Below are 19,635 nucleotides of genomic sequence, written 5' to 3'. Positions count from 1 at the left end.
ACCGGCGTAGCGTCGTCGGCACGCGTCCCCATCACCCCGCGGTCACCGCCTCCACGCGGCAGTCCGCCAACCCGTACGACCACCAGGACCGGCGAACCACGTGAGCTCGACTTCCTCCAGCAGGCGCCTGACGCACCCCTCCGTGCGCCAGGGGGCCCGTGGTGCGTACCGGCTGGTGCGCACCACGCCGGCCCGGGTGGATCCCCCTCGTCTTGACGCAGGACAGCGCGCGGTGGTTGACCACGGGAGCGGGCCGCTGCTCGTTCTCGCGGGTCCCGGTACGGGCAAGACGACCACGCTCGTCGAATCCGTGGCCGCGCGGATCGAGCGCGGCGGCGACCCGGAACGGATCCTGGTGCTCACGTTCAGCCGCAAGGCGGCCGTCGAGCTCCGCGACCGCATGGCGCTGCGCATAGGGGCCGCCCGTGCGCCCCGGGCCACCACGTTCCACTCCTTCTGCTACGCCCTGATCCGGGCCCACCAGGACAGCGACCTGTTCGTGGAGCCCCTGCGGCTGCTGTCCGGCCCCGAGCAGGACGTGGCCGTGCGCGAGCTGCTCGCGGGCCAGCCCGATCTGGAGCGGCTGGGCCTCGCCCATGTGCGCTGGCCGGACGAACTGCGCGCCTGCCTGACCACGCGCGGCTTCGCGGACGAGGTCCGCGCGGTTCTCGCCCGCAGCCGGGAGCTCGGGCTCGGCCCCGACGCCCTGGAGGCCTTCGCGCGGCGCATCGGCCGCCCGGACTGGGGCGCGGCAGCCGCCTTCCTCGCCGAGTACCTCGACGTCCTCGACATGCAAGGAGTCCTCGACTACGCGGAACTGGTCCACCGCGCGGTGCTCCTCGTCCACCGCCCCGAGGTCGCCGAGCGGCTCGCGGCGCAGTACGACGCCGTCTACGTGGACGAGTACCAGGACACCGACCCCGCGCAGGTGCGGCTGCTGCGCGGCCTCGCCGGCGGCGGGCGCACCCTCGTCGCCTTCGGCGACCCCGACCAGTCGATCTACACCTTCCGCGGCGCCGACGTGAACGGCATCCTGGAGTTCCCCGACGTCTTCCCGCGCGTGGACGGCCGCCCGGCCCCGGTCGAGGTTCTCGGCACGTCCCGCCGCTCGGGCGCCGATCTGCTGGAGGCCACCCGCCGGCTCACCCTGCGCATGCCGCTGACCCGGCTGCCGGCGCAGAAGGTGCGCGCCCACCGCGAGCTGTCCCCGGTACGGGACGGGGGGCACGTCGAGGTCTACACGTACCCGACGTCCGGGACGGAGCTCGACAACATCGCGGACATCCTGCGACGCGCCCACCTGGAGGACGGTGTTCCCTGGGGAGAGATGGCCGTCCTCGTGCGCGCCGGTTCCCGCACGATCCCCACGATCCGGCGGGCGCTCACCTCGGCCGGCGTGCCCCTCGACATCGACGGCGACGATCTGCCCCTGCGGCACGAACCCGCGGTCGCGCCGCTGCTGACGGCGCTGCGGGCGGTGGCCCGCGCGGAGTCGGAGACCGGTACGGAAGGGTCGTCCGGCGCGGCTGAGATGTCCGGCGCGGATGAGGTGTCAGACCCGGGTGGGATGTCCGGCGCCGCCGACGATCCGCGGGAGGGGACGGCCGGCGTCCGCGCCGCGGCCTGGCTCGACACCGAGACCGCGCTCACCCTCCTGGCCTCGCCTCTCGCGAGCATGGACGCCGCCGACCTGAGGCGCCTGGGGCGTGCCCTGCGGGAGGAGGAGCGGGCCGGCGGAAACCTCGTACCGCCGCCGTCCGACGTCCTGCTCGCCCGCGCGCTGGCCGAGCCGGAGCGGCTCGTCGCGCACGATCCCGCGTACGCCCGGGGTGCCCAGCGCCTCGGCGCGCTACTGCGCAAGGCGCGTGAGCGTCTCGCGGGCGGCGGAACGGCCGAGGAGGCCCTGTGGGACCTGTGGGACGGCACGCCCTGGCCGCAGCGCCTGGAGAGGGCCGCCCGGCGCGGCGGCGCGGCCGGCCGCAACGCCGACCGGGACCTCGACGCCGTGTGCGCGCTGTTCGCGACCGCCGAACGAGCGGAGGAGCGCACCGGAGGCCGTGGCGCCCTGAACTTCCTGGAGGAGATCGACGCCGAGGACATCGCGGCCGACACGCTCACCCGCAGGGCTTTCCGCCCCGAAGCCGTACGCCTGATGACCGCTCACCGCTCCAAGGGGCTGGAGTGGCGCCTCGTCGTCGTCGCCGGCGTCCAGGAGGGTCTGTGGCCGGATCTGCGCCGCCGCGGCTCCCTGCTGGAGGCCGACCGCATCGGGCGGGACGGACTCGCCGAACCCCTCACCCCCGGGGCACTCCTATCCGAAGAGCGCCGGCTGTTCTACGTGGCCGCCACCCGCGCGCGTGAACGGCTCGTCGTGACGGCGGTGAAGGCACCGGCCGACGACGGTGACCAGCCCTCCCGTTTCCTCACCGAGCTCGGTGTCGAACCCAAGGACGTGACCGGCCGCCCGCGCCGCCCGCTGGCCGTCGCCCCGCTGGTCGCCGAGCTGCGTGCCACCACGGTCGACCCGCGTGTCTCGGAGAGCCTCAGGCAGGCCGCCGCCCGCCGCCTCGCGCGGCTTGCCGCGCTCGCCGACGAGGACGGCCGCCCGCTGGTCCCCTCCGCGCACCCCTACCGCTGGTGGGGCATGTACGAGCCGACTGAGAGCAAGATCCCGCTGCGCGACCGCGACCAGCCCGTCGTGCTCTCCGGCAGCGCCCTCGACCAGCTCGCCAACACCTGCGCCCTGCAGTGGTTCCTCGGGCGGGAGGTGAAGGCCGACGCGCCCGCGACAGCCGCCCAGGGCTTCGGCAACGTGGTGCACGTCCTCGCCGACGAGGTCGCGTCCGGACGCACCCCCGCCGACCTCGACGTTCTCATGGAGCGTCTCGACTCCGTGTGGAACGCGCTCGCCTTCGACGCGCCCTGGAAGTCCGCGCAGGAGAAGGAGCACGCGCGCGTGGCGCTCGAACGCTTCCTGAAGTGGCACGTCATGGACCGCACCGGCCGTACGCCGGTGGCCAGCGAGCACGATTTCGACGTCACCCTCGAAGCCGGCTCCTACGAAGTGCGCATCCGCGGCTCCATGGACCGCGTCGAGGCCGACACCGAGGGCCGCGCCTACGTGGTCGACTTCAAGACCGGCAAGCAGGCGCCGAGCGCCGCCGAGGTGACCCACCACCCGCAGCTCGCCGTCTACCAGCTCGCCGTCGGCGAAGGCGCGGTCGACGACGTCTTCGACGGCGTACGTCCCGAAGCGGGCGGCGCCGAACTCGTCCAGCTCCGCCAGGGCGCCGCCAAGAAGAACGGCGGCGAGACCCTTCCCAAGGTGCAGGCGCAGGAGCCGCTGGAGGGCGAGTGGGTCGGCGACCTGCTGGCGAACGCCGCCGGCAAGGTCCTCGACGAGCGGTTCTCGCCGACGACGGGCCAGCACTGTACGCACTGTTCCTTCCGGGCGTCCTGCAGTGCCCGGCCGGAGGGCCGCCAGGTGGTCGACTGAGCGGCTCCGGGGACATGACGTCAGCGAGTGACGCACAGCACCACATGTGTTGACCTGCGATTATCTCGCCCCGGGCGTCGATCTGGCCACCGCTGTCAGTGGACGCCGCTAGCCTCTGCGACATGCCCGCCCGTATCACCGACCCCGAACAGCTCAAAGAGCTCCTCGGCATCCCGTTCACCCCGGAACAGACGGAGTGCATCACCGCGGAGCCCGCCCCGCAGGTGATCGTGGCCGGAGCGGGTTCGGGCAAGACCACGGTGATGGCGGCCCGCGTGGTGTGGCTGGTCGGCACCGGGCAGGTGGCCCCCGAGCAGGTCCTCGGCCTGACGTTCACCAACAAGGCGGCGGGCGAACTCGCCGAACGGGTCCGCAAGGCGCTCGTCAAGGCGGGAGTCACCGACCCGGACGTCATCGACCCCGACAACCCGCCGGGCGAGCCGGTCATCTCCACGTACCACGCCTTCGCGGGCCGGCTGCTGACCGACCACGGCCTGCGCATCGGTCTCGAACCGACGTCCCGGCTCCTCGCCGACGCCACCCGCTACCAGCTCGCCGCGCGCGTGCTGCGCGAGGCACCGGGCCCGTACCCGGCACTGACCCGCTCCTTCCCCGACCTGGTCGGGGACCTCCTGACCCTTGACTCCGAGCTCTCCGAGCACCTCGTGACGGCCGAGGACCTGCGCGCCCACGACGCCGAACTGCTGCGCACCCTGGAGAGCGCGCGACTCACCAACGCGGATCTGCGCAAGGTCCCCGAGGCCGCCGCGGCCCGGCGCGAACTCGCCGAGCTGGTGGGCCGCTACCGCGCGGCGAAACGAGAGCGCGACCTCCTCGACTTCGGCGACCAGATCGCCCTCTCGGCCACCCTCGCCAGCACCCGTCCCGAGGTCGGGGAGATCCTGCGCGACGAGTTCCGGGTGGTCCTGCTGGACGAGTACCAGGACACGTCGGTGGCCCAGCGCATCCTGCTCGCCGGACTGTTCGGCGGCGGCACAGGGCACCCCGTCACGGCGGTAGGCGACCCCTGCCAGGCGATCTACGGCTGGCGCGGCGCCTCCGTCGCCAACCTCGACGACTTCCCCGAACACTTCGCGCGCCCCGACGGCCGCCCCGCCACCCGCCAGTCGCTCAGCGAGAACCGCCGCAGCGGCGGCCGCCTCCTCGACCTCGCCAACGGCCTCGCGGAGCCGCTGCGCGCCATGCACGCGGGCGTGGAGGCCCTGCGGCCCGCCCCCGGGGCCGAGCGGGACGGCCTGGTGCGCTGCGCGCTGCTGCGCACCCACGCCGAGGAGATCGGCTGGCTCGCCGACTCGATCGCCCATCTCGTCCGCACCGGAAAGGCACCCGCCGAGATCGCCGTCCTGTGCCGCACCGCCACCGACTTCGCCGAGATCCAGGGCGCGCTCGTCGCCCGTGACATCCCCGTCGAGGTGGTGGGCCTCTCCGGCTTGCTGCACCTGCCCGAGGTGGCCGACCTCGTGGCCGTCTGCGAAGTCCTCCAGGACCCGGGTGCGAACGCCTCCCTCGTCCGGCTGCTCACCGGTCCGCGCTGGCGGATCGGTCCGCGCGACCTCGCCCTCCTCGGGCGCCGCGCCCGGCTGCTCGTGTCCCACGCGCGCGCGGGGGCCGACGACGATCCGGACCGCAGGCTCGCAGCGGCCGTCGAGGGGGTCGACCCGGCCGAGGTGATATCGCTCGCCGACGCCCTCGACACGTTCCTGGAGACGCCCTTCGAGGCCGCGGGGGACGACGACGCGCTGCCCTTCTCGCCGGACGCGCGCGTGCGCTTCGCCCGGCTCGCCGCCGAACTGCGCGACCTGCGCCGCTCGCTGGCCGACCCGCTCATGGACGTCCTGCACCGGGTCCTCGCCGTCACCGGCCTCGAGGTCGAGCTCTCCGCGTCCCCGCACGCCCTGGCCGCCCGCCGCCGCGAGACCCTGTCCAACTTCCTGGACATCGCCGCGTCCTTCGCCTCCGGCGACGGGGAGGCGAGCCTGCTGGCCTTCCTCGGGTTCCTGCGCACCGCCGCGCAGTACGAGAAGGGACTGGACAACGCCCTGCCCGGCGGCGAGAACACCGTCAAGGTGCTCACCGCGCACAAGTCCAAGGGCCTGGAATGGGACGTGGTGGCCGTCCCCGGCCTCGTCGACGGCACCTTCCCCAGCGGCCAGGGCCGCGAGAAATGGACCGCACAGGGCAAGGTCCTGCCGCACCGGCTGCGCGGCGACGCCGACACGCTGCCCGACGTCGACACCTGGGACGCCAAGGGCATCAAGGCCTTCCACGAGGCCATGAAGGCTCACCAGCACACCGAGGAACTGCGCCTCGGCTACGTGACGTTCACCCGCCCCCGCTCGCTCCTCCTCGGCTCCGGCCACTGGTGGGGGCCCTCCCAGAAGCGGACGCGCGGCCCCTCGGACTTCCTGCACGCCCTCTACGACCACAGCGTGGCCGGACACGGCGAGATCGAGGTCTGGGCGGACGAACCGGCCGAGGACGAGGAGAACCCGGCCCTGCGCGAGGCCGCCGCCGACCACGCCTGGCCGCTCCCGCTCGACGACGAGGCCCTCGCCCGGCGCCGCGCGGCGGCGGAGACCGTACTCGCCCACCTGGAGCGGGTCGCCTCTCACGACGAGGCCCACCCGGGCGCCGACGCCGACAGGGGTAAGGGGCACCCCTACCCGGCCGCCCACGACCCCGGCTCGCACGACGATCCGGAATGGCCGCCCCCGCCCGAGGACGACACCCCGCCCTACGACGAGTACGACGAGTACGACGAGTACGACGGATACGACGGATACGACGGATACGACGACTACGACGAGGACGGCCTCCCCGAAGACGGGTTCCCCGAAGGGGGCCTTCCGGGAGAGCACTCCCCGCGGGGCGGTTTCCCGGAGAGTGCCCTTCCCGAAGGCGACGACTCGGACTGGGACTCCTGGGCGACGGAGCGGCCGGGAGAGCGCCCGGCCGGCCGCGGGAGCGGGCGTCCCACGGTGCCGCACCAGGCCCAGGGCCCCGCCGACCGCCGGTACCCCCGGGAGACCGGGACTGAGCGCCTCACGCCCGAGGAGGCGCGCACCCTCGCGTCCTGGGACCGCGACCTGGACGCGCTCACCGGAGAGCTCATGCGCACCCGCGCGAGCGTCACCCACGTCCCCCTGCCTGCCTCGCTCACCGCCTCCCAGCTGGTGCGTCTGGCCGCCGACCCGGACGGCTTCGCACAGGAGCTCGCCCGCCCCATGCCGCGCCCCCCGCAGCCCGCCGCACGCCGGGGCACGCGCTTCCACGCCTGGGTGGAGTCCCGCTTCGAAGAACTGCGGCTGCCGATGCTGGACCCCGACGACCTGCCCGGCGGCGAGGCGGAGATCGACGACGAGCACGACCTGGAGACCCTGAAGGACGCCTTCGAACGCAGTCCCTACGCGCAGCGCACCCCGTACCGCGTCGAGGTGCCCTTCCAGCTCGCGATCGCCGGCCGGGTCGTCCGCGGCCGCATCGACGCCGTCTACAGGAACGGCGAAGGCGAGGAGACGACGTACGAGATCGTCGACTGGAAGACCGGCCACGGCCGCACCGCCGACCCGCTCCAGCTCGCGCTGTACCGCCTGGGCTGGGCCGAGCGACAGGGAGTGCCCGTGGAATCCGTCACGGCCGCGTTACTGTACGTCCGCGACGGCGAGGTCGTACGACCGGACGGCCTCCCGGACCGCGCGGCGCTGGAACGGCTGCTCACCGAGGACCCGACGGGTGTACAGGACGAGGTCCTGGCAGAACCGCCGGACGAACACGCCTCCGTGGGCGGATAGGCTCAGGAACATGAGCAAGCCCGTTGACAACGCCGTCAGCACCGTCCGTACGTACATCGAGACCCACCGCGCCGCCTTCCTCGACGACCTCGGTCGGTGGCTGCGCATCCCCTCGGTCTCGGCTCAGCCCGAGCACGCCGCGGACGTGGCACGCAGCGCCGACTGGCTCGCCGCCGAACTCCGGGAGACCGGCTTCCCGACCTGCGAGGTCTGGCCGACCGCGGGCGCGCCGGCCGTCTTCGCCGAGTGGCCCTCCGCGGACCCCGACGCACCCACGGTCCTCGTCTACGGACACCACGACGTGCAGCCCGCCGCCCGCGAGGACGGCTGGGACACCGACCCCTTCGAGCCGGTGATCCGGGGCAACCGCCTCCACGCGCGCGGGGCCGCGGACGACAAGGGGCAGGTGTTCTTCCACACACTCGGCGTCCGGGCCCACCTCGCCGCCACAGGGCGCACCACCCCGGCCGTGCACCTCAAGCTGCTGATCGAGGGCGAGGAGGAGTCCGGCTCCCCGCACTTCCGCGAGCTCGTCGAGAAGCACGCGCGGCGGCTCGCCGCCGACACCGTGATCGTCTCCGACACCGGGATGTGGTCCGAGGACACCCCCACCGTCTGTACGGGCATGCGGGGCCTCGCCGAGTGCGAGATCGTCCTGCACGGACCCGAGCAGGACATCCACTCCGGATCCTTCGGCGGCGCCGTGCCCAACCCCGCCACCGCGGTCGCCCGCCTGGTCGCGGCCCTGCACGACGAGCACGCGCGCGTGGCCGTACCCGGCTTCTACGACGGGCTCACCGAACTCACCGACCGCGAGCGCGAACTCTTCGCCGAACTGCCCTTCGACGAGGAACGATGGCTGCGCACGGCCAGGTCGACGGCCACCCACGGAGAGGCCGGTCACACCACCCTGGAGCGCGTCTGGGCCCGCCCGACCGCCGAGGTCAACGGCATCGGCGGCGGCTACCAGGGCGCGGGCAGCAAGACGATCATCCCGTCCTCGGCCCTGGTGAAGCTCTCCTTCCGGCTCGTCGCCGGGCAGGACCCGGACCACATCGAGAAGGCCGTACGCGCCTGGGCGGCCGGGCAGGTCCCCGACGGCATCCGGCACGAGATCACGTTCGGCGCGGCCACCCGCCCGTGCCTGACCCCGCTGGACCACCCCGCCCTGCAGTCCGTCGTACGCGCCATGGGCCGGGCCTTCGAGCAGCCGGTCCGCTACACCCGCGAGGGCGGCTCGGGACCGGCGGCCGACCTCCAGGAAGTCCTCGGCGCCCCGGTGCTCTTCCTGGGCATCTCCGTTCCCTCCGACGGCTGGCACGCCCCCAACGAGAAGATCGAACTCGACCTCCTCATGAAGGGCGTGGAGACGGCCGCCTACCTGTGGGGCGACCTCGCCGAGAACTGGCGCAAGACACACTGAACAAGCCGAACCCCAGCCCCAAGAGCGCACCGCACGCGCGTCCTGCTGAACCGCCCGCCGAAATAACCGTTCCACCGGGGGAGTTGGAAGCATCCGTGACCACCTGGACCGACCACAGCGCCGACCGTCCCATCTCGCTCACCGCTCCGAGCGGCATTGACCGGGCCGCCCACCACCGGCTCGACGAGGCCTGGCTCGCGGCGGCCTGGAGCCACCCCACGACCCGCGCCTTCGTGGTCTCCGGCGGTCAGGTGCTCATCGACGAGATGGCCGACGGCACCACCGAACTGCTGATGACGCCCTCCTTCGAGGCCCCGCTCACCGAGGCCCACCGCTATTTCCTGGGCACGGACGACGACGGGGTGAGCTACTTCGCGCTCCAGAAGGACGCCCTTCCCGGCCGTATCGACCAGTCCGCCCGCCCGGCGGGCCTGCGCGAGGCCGGTCTCCTGCTGTCCCCGCGCGACGCCGGTCTGATGGTCCACGCGGTCGCGCTGGAGAACTGGCAGCGACTGCACCGCTTCTGCTCCCGCTGCGGCGAGCGCACCGTCATCGCGGCCGCCGGTCACATCCGCCGCTGCCCGGCGTGCGGTGCCGAGCACTACCCGCGCACCGACCCGGCCGTGATCATGGCCGTCACGGACGACGAGGACCGCATCCTGCTGGGCCGGCAGGTGCACTGGCCCGAAGGCCGCTTCTCCACCCTCGCGGGCTTCGTCGAGCCCGGCGAGTCGATCGAGCAGTCGGTGCGCCGTGAGGTCTTCGAGGAGGTCGGCGTCACGGTCGGCGAGGTCGACTACGTCGCCAGCCAGCCCTGGCCGTTCCCCTCCAGCCTCATGCTGGGCTTCCGGGCCCGCGCCACCTCGTCGGAGATCGACGTCGACGGCGAGGAGATCGAGGAAGCCCGCTGGTTCTCCCGGGACGACCTGCGGTCCGCCTTCGAGTCCGGAGAGGTCCTGCCTCCCTACGGAATCTCGATCGCGGCCCGCCTGATCGAGCTCTGGTACGGCAAGCCCCTGCCGACCCGCAACGCCCCCTGAGCACGCCCCGGACATGACGCTGCCCCTCCGGCGAGCTCGCCGGAGGGGCAGCGTCATGTCCGGGGCGTGAGGTCAGGCGGTGAGGGCCTGCTTCACCTGGGCGAGACTCGGGTTCGTCATGACGACCTCGGCGCCGCCGGCGGCGACCACCAGGACCGTCGGAACGGTCTGGTTGCCGCCGTTCGCCTTCTCGACGAACGCCGCGGACTGCGGGTCCTGCTCGATGTTGATCTCGTTGTACGCGATGCCCTCACGGTCCATCTGGCTCTTGAGCCGACGGCAGTAGCCGCACCACGTGGTGCTGTACATCGTCACAGTGCCCTGCATGTCTCATGCGCTCCTTCACGGCTTCGGGTGCGTGGTCGCTGCAAGTGGAACGCAGGCCATGCGGTCACCATTCCCGTGGGGGGTATCGGGGAGGCCCGCCGGGACGTGACGCTCGCCGCACCCGCGTCCCACCGCAGGTGACACGGTCGCGGCGAAGCAGGAGCGTGACACCGGGGCATGGCCGAAAGGCGACCCCGGCACACGCGGCGCACGTGACGCTCGCCGCATTCGTACGACCGCAGCCGTCTCCCTGTGGACAACCGGCTCACCCGCCTCCGCCGACCTGGCAGCATGGCTGTGTGACAGCAGCAACGCACTCCACCCTCTTCCCGCAGGTTCCGGACACGGCAGACGCGGTGCTCGACGGACTCGACCCCGAGCAGCGCGCGGTCGCGACCGCCCTGCACGGTCCGGTGTGCGTGCTGGCGGGAGCCGGCACGGGCAAGACGCGGGCGATCACCCACCGCATCGCCTACGGGGTGCGCGCGGGGATCCTCCAGCCCTCCAGCGTGCTCGCGGTCACCTTCACCAACCGGGCCGCGGGAGAGATGCGCGGACGGCTGCGCCAGCTCGGCGCCGGAGGAGTCCAGGCCCGCACCTTCCACTCGGCCGCGCTGCGCCAGCTCCAGTACTTCTGGCCGAAAGCCGTCGGTGGCGGACTGCCCCGGCTGGTGGACCGCAAGATCCAGCTCGTCGCGGACGCGGCGGCCGCCTGCCGCATCCGTCTCGACCGGGGAGAGCTGCGGGACGTCACGGGCGAGATCGAATGGTGCAAGGTCACCCAGACCATCCCCGCCGACTACGCCGCGGCCGCCGCCCGCGCCGGACGCGAAGCCCCCCGGGACCCGGCCGAGACCGCCAAGATCTACTCGGCGTACGAGGACCTCAAGCGTGACCGCGCGGTCATCGACTTCGAGGACGTCCTGCTGCTCACGGTCGCCATCCTCCAGGACCGGCACGACATCGCCGAGCAGGTCCACTCCCAGTACCAGCACTTCGTGGTCGACGAGTACCAGGACGTCAGCCCGCTCCAACAGCGCCTCCTGGAGCTGTGGCTCGGCGAGCGGGACAGCCTCTGCGTGGTGGGCGACGCCAGCCAGACGATCTACTCGTTCACCGGTGCAACCCCCGACCACCTTCTCGACTTCCGCACCCGCCATCCCGGAGCCACCGTCGTCAAGCTCGTCCGCGACTACCGCTCCTCGCCCCAGGTCGTCCACCTGGCCAACGGACTGCTCTCCCAGGCCCGCGGCCGGGCTGCCGAGCACCGTCTCGAACTGATCTCCCAGCGGCCCCCGGGCGCCGAGCCCGTCTACGCCGAGTACACGGACGAGCCCACCGAGGCCGAGGGCGCCGCCCGCCGCATCCGCGATCTCGTCGCCTCGGGTGTCCCCGCCGGCGAGATCGCGATCCTGTTCCGCACGAACTCCCAGTCCGAGATCTACGAGCAGGCCCTCGCCGACGCCGGTGTGCCCTACCAGCTCCGTGGTGCCGAGCGGTTCTTCGACCGCCCCGAGGTGCGCAAGGCGGGCGCGGCCCTGCGTGCCGCGGCCCGCTTCGGCGGCAACGACTCGCTGCTCGACGATGTCGTCGACCTGCCGTCGCAGGTCCGCGCCGTGCTTTCGGGAGAGGGCTGGACCGGCAAGCCCCCGGCCGGCTCCGGCGCGGTCAGAGAGCGCTGGGAGTCACTGGCCGCCCTGGTGAACCTCGCGCAGGACTTCGCGATCGCCAAGCCCGGCGCGACGCTCGGCGACCTGGTGGCCGAACTCGACGAACGCGCGAGTGCCCAGCACGCCCCGACCGTGCAGGGCGTCACCCTCGCCTCCCTGCACTCCTCCAAGGGACTGGAGTGGGACGTCGTCTTCCTGGTGGGGGTCGCCGAGGGCATGATGCCGATCACCTACGCAAAGACCGAAGAACAGATCGAGGAGGAGCGCCGCCTGCTCTACGTCGGTGTCACCCGCGCCAGGGAGCACCTCTTCGTCTCCTGGGCGCTCGCCCGCTCGCCCGGAGGCCGCGCGGGCCGGCGCCCCAGCCGGTTCCTCGACGGTCTGCGTCCCGGCTCCGTCGCCACGGCGGGCGGTCGCGCCGGCGCCGCCGGCGGCGGTGTCGAGCGCGGCACCGCGAGAACAGGCCTCGCCGCAGAACGGCGTACGAGCCGCAGCCCCGCGCGCTGCCGGGTCTGCGGTCGCACGCTCACCGACGCAGGTGAGATGAAGCTGATGCGCTGCGACGGCTGCCCCTCGGACATGGACGAGGGTCTCTACGAGCGGCTGCGCGAGTGGCGCGCGGTGCAGGCGGAGCGCAGCGGGCAGCCCGCGTTCTGCGTCTTCACCGACAGGACGCTGATGGCGATCGCGGAGACCGCGCCGGACGACGAGGGCGAGCTCGCTCGCATCCCCGGCGTCGGTGTCCGCAAACTGAACCGTTTTGGAGCCGACGTTCTGGCCATCTGCGCAGGTCGGGAGGTCGCGGAACACGGTGAGGGCAACTGATTCAAACTCGTCGGGAAAATAGTTTGCGCATGCCCCGGCAATCCCCATAGGTTCTTAACCACGGCAGCAGCGGCCTTCTCGAAGGCCCTGGTTCCGTGCTGTACTTAATATCCGTCGGATCGGTTCGCCCCGGTCCCCCAAGACGCCGAGAGGAGGCGATTCCAGTGATCAGCATCGACACCAGCTTCATCAACACCGTGAAAATGACCGATCCCTCGGTCGTCGTCTCCACGTGCCCGCTCGGCGTCTCGAACCTGGGTACCGGTCTGTCCGGCATTCCTGCCGTCCGGCCGGCGTCCTCCCTGCCTCTCGCGGGTCTTCCCGTCCGTGAGCGCAATGAGCGACCGATTCAGGCACTGGAAGCGGCAGTAGTGGCAGAAGCACATGCCTATGCCTTTGCGGCAGCCGGTGCCGGATCCCTGAAGCAGACGCAGCAGCACCACACGATGTGGGCCTTCCGTGGGCCTGAACCCTGGAGTGATCCAGCCTGATCCACCATCAGGCCGGCGCCTTCAGGGCCGCGGAACCCCACCCGGGATCCGCGGCCCTTCTGTTTGTCCCCGACCGGGGACGGCAGAGCGAAGGGGCCTCGGGACAAGAAAAGAACCCGGTACCAGCCGCCAACCGGCCGACCCCGGCCGGCACGACCAGACGAGGAAGACGAACCGTGCAACTCGAAGCGCACGCCCCGTCCGTACCGCCTTCCGAAACGATCCCCCCGCCCGGCCTCACGGAGGACTCCACCTTGATCCCCCTCACCGCGCTCACCGCGCTCGACGACGCCATCGAGAACCTCGGCGTGCCCGTCCCCTGCCGTTCCTACGACCCGGAGGTCTTCTTCGCCGAGTCGCCGGCCGATGTCGAGTACGCCAAGTCCCTCTGCCGCACCTGCCCGCTGATGGAGGCCTGCCTCGCCGGCGCCAAGGAGCGGCGTGAGCCCTGGGGCGTCTGGGGTGGCGAGCTCTTCGTCCAGGGTGTTGTCGTGGCCCGCAAGCGGCCGCGTGGCCGCCCGCGCAAGAACCCGGTCGCGGTATGAACATCCGAGGAACGATCGACCGCCCCCTGACGCACGACCCCAAGAAACAGGCCCCGATGAAGCCGTTCACGAGCGAGCCCGCAGGCTCCGCGATCCCAGACTTCGCCAGCACCGGCGCGAATGACTCGCGTCAGAACAGGACCCGAGAGATGCAACTCATCCCAGAAGCCTTGGCTCGTGCGCATATGCACGAGCGACTGCACCAGGCCGAGCGGGAACGTCAGGCCGTGCGCCTGGCGGCCGCTCGCCGCATGCAGCGCAGGGCCGAGCGCGCTTCGATGCGAGCCCGGCGCGCGCTGGCCATGGCGGTCATGCAGTAATCGACGTACGCCGTCGTAGCAGCCGTTGCAGTCGCAGCACTCACAGGCAGGAAAGCCCGCGGGGGCCGGTCCGAACGGACCGGCCCCGCGGTGCGTTGCACCGCGTGAACAGCCCGCCGCGGCGATATCGTCGCCCGAGTGACGAGTCTTCCCGAAGACAGTGACAGCACCGGCCCCGCACCGAAGCCCGAAGCCGACGAAGCCGACGAAGCCGAGAAGATCGTGTGCGCCCACTGCGGCACCACGGCCACCGGCCCCCGGCCGACGTGGACCTGTTCCGTCGAGAACGGCACCCGCCACTACTTCTGCGACGACTGTGCCCGCAGCAACCTCAGAGCGATCGAGGGCCGTCTCGACTCGGCCTGGTGGTAGCCGGACCCGATGACCGCCCCACCCTGCCACCCCGCCGCTCGGTCCCGCCGGCCGCTCCTTCCGCCCCCGGCCGGTCCGCGACGGGACGCGGACTCACGCCTCGGCGGCCGCCACTTCCTCGCCCAGCTCCTCGACCTCCAGCTCCTCGGCTTCCAGGTCCTCCTCCAGCACGAACCCCGGCAGCCACTCCTCCAGTTCGTCGCGCAGCCGGACCGTCGCGCCGAGCTGACACAGGACACCTATGGTGCTGAGGGTCACCCGGTGTATGAGGAGATACGCGGGCGGCAGGTTCAACTGCCTGCCCAACTGATGGGCGGGGGAGCGCGGGTCGGCGATGCGGGCGGCCTGGTTGCGCATCCAGCCTCGGGTGAAGGTGAACTCGTCCACCTCGGCCGGTTCGATGATCGGCAGCAGATAGTCCAGGACCGCGTCGGGTGCGAGGTCTATCGACTCCTTGACGAAGCCTTCCTCACAGAGCAGTTCGTAGACCGACTCGGCGTCGCCGTCCAGGGTCATCCGGAGGGAATCGCCGATCGGCTGGGGCAGGCCGCCGGGAAGCCGGTCCACCGTGCCGAAGTCCAGGACACCCAGTCGCCAGCCGTCCTCCCCGTCCGGCAGGAGACGGAAGTTGCCCGGGTGCGGATCGGCGTGAAGCAGGCCGGTGCGGGCCGGGCCCGAGAAGAGGAACCGGGCCAGCAACTGGCCGGCGCGGTCCCGCTGTTCCGGCGTACCGTCGGTGATCACCTCCGACAGTGGCACACCGTCGATCCACTCCGTCACCAGGACCTGCTCGCACTGGTGGACCACCGCGGGCACCAGCACGTCCGGGTCGTCCGCGAACTCCTCGGCGTGCGCTGTCTGGGCCTGCGCCTCCAGGCCGTAGTCGAGTTCTTCGGAGACCCGGTCGCGCAGCTCCGCGATGAGCGGCTTGATGTCCATTCCGGGGATCAGGGGTCCCAGGAGCCGGGCGAAGCGGCTGAGTTGGGTCAGGTCGGACAGAAGGGCCTCGCCCGCCCCCGGATACTGCACCTTGACGGCGACCTCACGTCCGTCGTGCCACACCGCCCGGTGCACCTGGCCGATGGAGGCGGCCGCCGACGGCTTGTCCTCGAACTCCACGAACAGCTCGGCCCAGTCCGCGCCGAGCCGCTTCTCCAGAACGGAGTGAACCGTGCGCGTCGGCATGGGAGGCGCCGCGTCCTGGAGTTTCGTCAGCGCCGCACGATAAGGGCCCGCGATCTCCTCCGGCAGCGCCGACTCGAACACGGACATTGCCTGCCCGAACTTCATCGCACCGCCCTTCAGCTCTCCGAGGACCTTGAAGAGCTGTTCGGCCGTGCGCTGCTGGAGTTCGCGGCCCACGATCTCCGCCGACTTCCCGCCGATCCGCTTCCCGAGTCCCCAGGTCGCCCGCCCGGCGAAGCCGAGTGGCAGCGCGGCCAGTTTGGCAGTCCGGGTGACTGCCTTCCGGGGAAGATCAGACATGCGCCCTCCAGGTCCCAGCAAGCTGTGCCGCGTGCGGCTGTCGCCCTGACATTGTCGCGTGTGCTTCGCCGTCCTCGGGGGTTCGCTCACCATTTGTTTTCGTAGCGGTGCCGCAGGAGCAGGCGGGGTGCGCACGGACCTGTGTCGACCGCCACTCGCATCCGGGCAGTGACGCCTCCCAGCGGGCCCCCGTGCAGGCGGGCGGATCCCCGTCCAGGAAGGTGAGGGCGTGGCTCGCGGCGAGTCCGGCGACCACCGCGGACAGGGCGAGATCGCACGCGGCCACCCGGCGCTGCCGCCCGGAGCGCCACTGCGCGACCAGCCGCGGCCAGGTCGGATCCATGTCGGCGCGCCACTGGTCCAGACAGCCCGCGCAGCCGGTGTCGCCCGGCAGGACCAGGGGACCCACGACTCCGGTCGCTTCGGCGACCCCCGTGTAGAGGTGGGGCGTCCCCGAGGTGATCAGGCTCTCGGCAGAGGCGGGGTCCGGCGCGTGGACGGCGAGGCCGTCCCGGGGAGCGAGGATCACGAGGGACAGTCCGCGTGTCTCCTCCCCCTTCTCGTCCCTGGCGGACGCGCGGGGAGGACGGTCCGGGGCGGCTCGGCGCACCGCCCGCCGGGCGGCTTCCTCCCGGCGTTCGCCGATGGACTCGACGGGAAGGCCGCCGGGCGCCACGTCCCACGGTTCGACACGGCCGAGGTCACGCACCTCGACCTCGCCCACACCGGCGCCCGCGAGCAGCGCGGCCAGCAGGACCCCCACCCGGCCGGCGCCCCGCACCCGTACGCGCAGGTGACGGCGGGCGGCCAGGCGCTCGACGGCCCCGCCTGGCTCGCGGGAGAGAAGGGAGAGGGAGGCGAGGTCCGGCCGCAGCCGGTCCATGACCTCCTTCCTCTCGCGCAGAGCGTCCGCGGCCGGGCCGCCCCCGGTCGTGTCGTCCAGGAGGCCGGACCCGGCCAGCCGGTCGACCAGCCCGTCCACATGGCCGTCGGGCAGCCCCATCCCGCGTCCCTGCTCGCGCAGCAGCGGCATTCCGCGTGTCCCGTCGAGCAGTTCGAGGAAGCTGCCTGTCGCCGTGTCCATCGGGCCCAGCACCATCGCGTGCGCCGGTGTCATCCCGAACTGCACGGTGTTGAGATCCCGCCAGCCGCGCCGCAGAGCGGGCTTCACGATCGGATGCATGACCTACCCCCGTAGACCCGTAGTACGTCCCCGTATGTCCGCGACACTCCCGCAGCGCGGACCGAGTGCCAGCATGCCCGTGCCCGCCGGACCCCGCCGAAAGTTGTCCACAGACGGCACCGTTCGTCGTACGAATCAGACGGGCAGAGCGCGGATCGGCATCGAACCGTCCCGGGGGCGGGACTTCAGCCATGCGCAGCAGGTAACGTCGGGGCGTGCCCGCCGACCCACCGCACAGCGCCGCGACATCACAGCGCAGCACGACGAGCCCGCCGCCGAGCGGTTCGGGGGCGAGCGCGATCGAGGTCCGCAGGAGCGCCCGACGGCGCAGAACGGTCTCCGCGTACCGCGAGGGCGACCGCACCGTCGTCCTCATCCCCGCCCGGATGTCCGAGGCGGAGGAGAAGCGCTGGGTGACCGTCATGCTCGACAAACTGGCCGCCCAGGAAAGCCGACGGGTGCTCGGCGACACCGAGCTGGCCGAACGCGCCGAGCGGCTGTCGGCCCATTACTTCGACGGTCGCGCGCGACCAAAGTCGGTGCGCTGGGTCACCAACCAGAACACCCGCTGGGGCTCCTGCACCCCCGCAGAGGGCAGTATCCGCCTGTCGCACCGGTTGCAGGGCATGCCCGAGTACGTCGTCGACTACGTCCTCCTCCACGAGCTCGCCCATCTGCTCGTACCCGGTCACGGGCCCCGATTCTGGCGGCTCCTGGAGGCCTATCCGCGCACCGAGCGCGCCCGCGGCTATCTCGAGGGCGTCGTCGCCGCGGAGCGGCTGCCCCACCTCCCGGCGGCACACGACGAGTAGGTGCGCGCGGACCGTCCCGTCCGGAGTGCGATTGTGTACCGGGTCTGTACCGGCTTCGTCCACTTCCGGACTTTGCCGTTAGCCTGGCGCGACGCACTCGCATTCGGGATGGGGGACGGTCGTTACGCATGGCCAGGGAATTCCAACGCGGCCACAAGGCCAAGATCAGTGACCTCACCGCGGGCACGGATCTGTACGTAGGTGTGCAGATCACCGGCCCCGGACTCACCTTCGACATCAGCTGCTTCGGTCTGGACGCCGACGAACGGCTGTCGGACGACCGGTACTTCGTCTTCTTCAACCAGCCGAAGTCCCCCGAGGAGTCCATCCAGCTCCTCGGCGCGCAGTCGGGCGACACGGAGTCCTTCCGGGTCACTCTCGACCGGATTCCGGCGCGGATCCAGAAGCTGTCGTTCACGGCGACGATCGACGGCGCCGGACAGATGTCGCAGATCGCTCCCGGATACCTCCGCGTCGTCGCGGGCGGCGAGGAGGTGGCCCGGTACGCGTTCAGCGGTACCGAGTTCTCCACCGAGCGCGCCGTGATGCTGGGCGACTTCTACCTCAAGGACGTCTGGCGCTTCGCCGCGGTGGGACAGGGCTTCGACGGCGGTCTCGACGCGCTGCTGAAGAACTTCGGTGGCGAGGTCGCCGAGGAGGAGCCCGCCGCCGCCCCGCAGCAGCAGCCGGGCGCCTCACCGTCCTTCGCCCCGCCCGCCCAGACCGCCCCCGCGCCCACGTTCGGCGCGCCTCCGGCGCCCGCTCCGGCGCCCGCGCAGGGCTTCGCGCCGCCCCCCGGGGCCGCGCCGCACGCCCCCACGCCCGCACCCGCGCCCTCGATGCACGGCGCGCCGACGATCGTGGCGCCGCTGCACACCCCGCCGGGCGGCACCGTCCCGCCGCCGGGCCCCGCGCCCTACGGGCAGCCGCCCGGCCCTCCGCCCGGCTACGGCCAGCAGCCGCCCGGCCAGACGGCTCACATGCCGCCCGGCTACGGCCAGCAGGCACCGACCGCTCCTCCCGGATACGGTCAGCAGCCCCCGACGGCGCCCCCCGGCTACGGCCAGCAGCCGCCGTACGGCCAGATCCCCGGCCAGGCACCCGGGCAGTACCCGGGCCAGCCCGGCGCCCCGTCCCCCTACGGCGCACCCCAGGGCGCTCCGCAGGGCGGGGCCGGTGTGGCCGCGGCGCTGGGAGCCTTCAAGGAGACGCCCACCGGTCAGCGGTGGACGCCGCAGAACAAGAAGCTCATCCGTGTCGACCTCGGCATCGGAGGCCAGGCCGTACTCGCCCGCCAGGGCAGCATGGTGCTGTACCAGGGCAAGGTCGACTTCAGCTACAAGGGCGCCGGATTCGCCGGCCGGCTCGTGGGCAACGCCACCGGCCAGGAGATGCAGCTGATGCGCTGCACCGGCCAGGGCCAGGTGTTCTTCGCCGAGAACGCCACCCATGTGCACCCCATCGAGCTCCAGGGGGACGCGATCTGCGTCTCCGCGGAGAACGTCCTCGCCTTCGACGAGTCCCTCCAGTACGAGGTCCGTCGCATCGAGGGGCACGGCATCCCCGGGGGCGCGCTGTTCACGATGCAGTTCCAGGGGACGGGCACCATCGTCGTCAAGACGCACGGCGCGCCCGTCGTCCTGCCGGTGACGCCCACGACGTTCGCCGACTGCAACGCCGTCGTCGCCTGGTCCGCCGCCGCGCAGGTGATCGTCTCCAGCCAGGTGAGGATGCGCCGGAACGCCTACGCCGGTGACACCGGGGAGAGCGTGAACCTCCAGTTCCGTGCCGCGCCAGGCAATTTCGTCGTCGTCCAGCCGTACGAGGTCTGAGG

At 72.1% G+C, this 19,635-nt stretch carries 14 protein-coding genes; 11 read left to right on the top strand and 3 right to left on the bottom strand.

Annotation, left to right across the window (positions count from 1 at the left end):
- Positions 1 to 100: 100 nt before the first annotated feature.
- From OG780_RS15145 to nudC, 4 genes are all read left to right on the top strand, one after another.
- Entirely contained in the window at positions 101 to 3,496 is a 3,396-nt protein-coding gene (locus tag OG780_RS15145) for an ATP-dependent helicase (RefSeq protein WP_328448477.1), read from the top strand.
- A 122-nt stretch (positions 3,497 to 3,618) separates the two neighbouring features.
- Positions 3,619 to 7,308, top strand: a complete 3,690-nt coding sequence (locus OG780_RS15140; protein ID WP_328448475.1) for an ATP-dependent helicase — start codon at positions 3,619 to 3,621, stop codon at positions 7,306 to 7,308.
- Positions 7,309 to 7,318: 10 nt separating this feature from the next.
- Positions 7,319 to 8,731 (top strand): dipeptidase, encoded by a 1,413-nt coding sequence (locus tag OG780_RS15135; protein WP_328448473.1) that lies wholly within the window; start codon positions 7,319 to 7,321, stop codon positions 8,729 to 8,731.
- 95 nt (positions 8,732 to 8,826) lie between these two features.
- Complete coding sequence (gene nudC / locus OG780_RS15130) at positions 8,827 to 9,771, top strand: NAD(+) diphosphatase (protein WP_328448471.1); 945 nt, start codon at positions 8,827 to 8,829, stop codon at positions 9,769 to 9,771.
- A gap of 72 nt (positions 9,772 to 9,843) precedes the next feature.
- On the opposite strand, the gene OG780_RS15125 is transcribed toward nudC, so the two are convergent.
- The gene (locus OG780_RS15125; protein ID WP_326785638.1) at positions 9,844 to 10,098 is read right to left on the bottom strand and encodes a mycoredoxin; all 255 of its coding nucleotides are present in this window, start codon (positions 10,096 to 10,098) and stop codon (positions 9,844 to 9,846) included.
- A gap of 299 nt (positions 10,099 to 10,397) precedes the next feature.
- Here OG780_RS15125 and OG780_RS15120 point away from each other — a divergent pair, with 299 nt between their 5' ends.
- From OG780_RS15120 to OG780_RS15100, 5 genes are all read left to right on the top strand, one after another.
- Positions 10,398 to 12,593, top strand: a complete 2,196-nt coding sequence (locus tag OG780_RS15120; protein WP_328448469.1) for an ATP-dependent DNA helicase UvrD2 — start codon at positions 10,398 to 10,400, stop codon at positions 12,591 to 12,593.
- Between the two features lie 164 nt (positions 12,594 to 12,757).
- Positions 12,758 to 13,084 carry a hypothetical protein gene (locus tag OG780_RS15115; protein ID WP_326785636.1) on the top strand — a complete coding sequence of 109 codons (327 nt, stop codon included), beginning with the start codon at positions 12,758 to 12,760 and terminating at the stop codon, positions 13,082 to 13,084.
- A gap of 176 nt (positions 13,085 to 13,260) precedes the next feature.
- The gene (locus OG780_RS15110; RefSeq protein ID WP_328448466.1) at positions 13,261 to 13,629 is read left to right on the top strand and encodes a WhiB family transcriptional regulator; all 369 of its coding nucleotides are present in this window, start codon (positions 13,261 to 13,263) and stop codon (positions 13,627 to 13,629) included.
- Positions 13,626 to 13,949: a hypothetical protein gene (locus OG780_RS15105; protein ID WP_328448464.1), complete on the top strand. Its 324-nt coding sequence runs from the start codon at positions 13,626 to 13,628 to the stop codon at positions 13,947 to 13,949. Before OG780_RS15110 ends, OG780_RS15105 begins: the two co-directional genes overlap by 4 nt.
- Before the next feature lie 138 nt (positions 13,950 to 14,087).
- Positions 14,088 to 14,321, top strand: a complete 234-nt coding sequence (locus OG780_RS15100; protein WP_328448463.1) for a hypothetical protein — start codon at positions 14,088 to 14,090, stop codon at positions 14,319 to 14,321.
- Positions 14,322 to 14,414: 93 nt separating this feature from the next.
- On the opposite strand, the gene OG780_RS15095 is transcribed toward OG780_RS15100, so the two are convergent.
- On the bottom strand, positions 14,415 to 15,806 hold the full coding sequence (locus OG780_RS15095; RefSeq protein WP_328448461.1) for an ABC1 kinase family protein: 1,392 nt from the start codon (positions 15,804 to 15,806) through the stop codon (positions 14,415 to 14,417).
- Positions 15,799 to 16,989, bottom strand: a complete 1,191-nt coding sequence (locus tag OG780_RS15090) for a TOMM precursor leader peptide-binding protein (RefSeq protein ID WP_328448459.1) — start codon at positions 16,987 to 16,989, stop codon at positions 15,799 to 15,801. Before OG780_RS15090 ends, OG780_RS15095 begins: the two co-directional genes overlap by 8 nt.
- A 215-nt stretch (positions 16,990 to 17,204) precedes the next feature.
- On the opposite strand from OG780_RS15090, the gene OG780_RS15085 reads away from it, so the two are divergent.
- Both OG780_RS15085 and OG780_RS15080 read left to right on the top strand, forming a co-directional pair.
- Entirely contained in the window at positions 17,205 to 17,801 is a 597-nt protein-coding gene (locus tag OG780_RS15085) for a M48 metallopeptidase family protein (RefSeq protein ID WP_328448457.1), read from the top strand.
- Positions 17,802 to 17,929: 128 nt separating this feature from the next.
- Positions 17,930 to 19,633, top strand: coding sequence for a TerD family protein (locus OG780_RS15080; RefSeq protein ID WP_328448455.1), 1,704 nt, complete (start codon positions 17,930 to 17,932; stop codon positions 19,631 to 19,633).
- Positions 19,634 to 19,635: the final 2 nt, after the last annotated feature.

The organism is Streptomyces sp. NBC_00386, from assembly GCF_036063235.1.
In the GTDB taxonomy this organism is placed as follows: domain Bacteria; phylum Actinomycetota; class Actinomycetes; order Streptomycetales; family Streptomycetaceae; genus Streptomyces.
This window is presented reverse-complemented; position numbering and strand designations above follow the sequence as displayed.

Coding starts and splice junctions, on each gene's coding strand:
- OG780_RS15140 (WP_328448475.1), top strand. CDS start 3,619: ATGCCCGCCCGTATCACCGACCCCGAACAGCTCAAAGAGCTCCTCGGC.
- OG780_RS15135 (WP_328448473.1), top strand. CDS start 7,319: ATGAGCAAGCCCGTTGACAACGCCGTCAGCACCGTCCGTACGTACATC.
- OG780_RS15125 (WP_326785638.1), bottom strand. CDS start 10,098: ATGCAGGGCACTGTGACGATGTACAGCACCACGTGGTGCGGCTACTGC.
- OG780_RS15105 (WP_328448464.1), top strand. CDS start 13,626: ATGAACATCCGAGGAACGATCGACCGCCCCCTGACGCACGACCCCAAG.
- OG780_RS15095 (WP_328448461.1), bottom strand. CDS start 15,806: ATGTCTGATCTTCCCCGGAAGGCAGTCACCCGGACTGCCAAACTGGCC.
- OG780_RS15090 (WP_328448459.1), bottom strand. CDS start 16,989: ATGCATCCGATCGTGAAGCCCGCTCTGCGGCGCGGCTGGCGGGATCTC.
- OG780_RS15080 (WP_328448455.1), top strand. CDS start 17,930: ATGGCCAGGGAATTCCAACGCGGCCACAAGGCCAAGATCAGTGACCTC.